1 protein-coding gene is annotated in these 1,284 nt (G+C 56.5%); it reads left to right on the forward strand.

The annotated features are described in order from the left end of the window. Positions 1 to 35: 35 nt before the first annotated feature. Positions 36 to 1,284, forward strand: a 1,249-nt coding sequence (gene atpD, locus ACIPIN_RS28940; protein ID WP_401124928.1) for a F0F1 ATP synthase subunit beta, incomplete at its 3' end; no start/stop codon positions are given.

The raw sequence follows: 1,284 nt of genomic DNA on the forward strand, positions 1-1,284 counted from the left end.
CGGTTTAACGGTTCAAATATTCAGAGGATCCAGCTATGAGTAGCGGACGTATCGTTCAAATCATCGGCGCCGTTATCGACGTGGAATTTCCACGCGACAGCGTACCGAGCATCTACAACGCGCTGAAAGTTGTAAGCGCGGCTGAAACCACCCTGGAAGTTCAGCAGCAGCTGGGCGACGGCGTGGTTCGTACCATTGCGATGGGTTCCACCGAGGGCTTGAAGCGCGGTCTGGAAGTCACTGACTCTGGCGCAGCCATCTCCGTACCGGTCGGTAAAGCGACCCTGGGCCGGATCATGGACGTACTGGGCAACCCGATCGACGAAGCTGGTCCGATCGACACCGAAGAACGTTGGGGCATTCACCGTCCAGCGCCAACCTTCGCTGAACAGGCTGGCGGCAACGATCTGCTGGAAACCGGCATCAAGGTTATCGACCTGGTTTGCCCGTTTGCCAAGGGTGGTAAAGTCGGTCTGTTCGGTGGTGCCGGTGTAGGCAAAACCGTAAACATGATGGAACTGATCCGTAACATCGCCATCGAGCACAGCGGTTATTCCGTGTTCGCCGGTGTGGGTGAGCGTACCCGTGAGGGTAACGACTTCTACCACGAGATGAAGGATTCCAACGTTCTGGACAAAGTGGCACTGGTTTACGGTCAGATGAACGAGCCGCCGGGAAACCGTCTGCGCGTAGCACTGACTGGCCTGACCATGGCCGAGAAGTTCCGTGACGAAGGTAACGACGTACTGCTGTTCGTCGACAACATCTATCGTTACACCCTGGCCGGTACTGAAGTATCCGCACTGCTGGGCCGTATGCCTTCGGCAGTAGGTTACCAGCCGACCCTGGCTGAAGAGATGGGTACTCTGCAAGAGCGCATCACTTCCACCAAAAACGGTTCGATCACGTCGATCCAAGCGGTATACGTACCTGCGGATGACTTGACTGACCCGTCGCCAGCGACCACCTTCGCCCACCTGGACGCCACCGTCGTTCTGTCCCGTGACATCGCTTCCTTGGGTATCTACCCAGCGGTAGACCCACTGGACTCGACTTCGCGCCAGCTGGACCCGATGGTTATCGGCCAGGACCACTACGACACCGCTCGCGGCGTTCAGTATGTTCTGCAGCGTTACAAAGAACTGAAGGACATCATTGCGATCCTGGGTATGGACGAGCTGTCGGAAGCCGACAAGCAGTTGGTAAACCGTGCTCGTAAGATCCAGCGTTTCTTGTCGCAGAAGTACTACGATCCAGAAGTCTTAACCGGAGCTTCTGGTAAAT

The sequence above is a fragment of the Pseudomonas sp. NPDC087697 genome (genome assembly GCF_044743155.1).
Lineage (GTDB): Bacteria > Pseudomonadota > Gammaproteobacteria > Pseudomonadales > Pseudomonadaceae > Aquipseudomonas.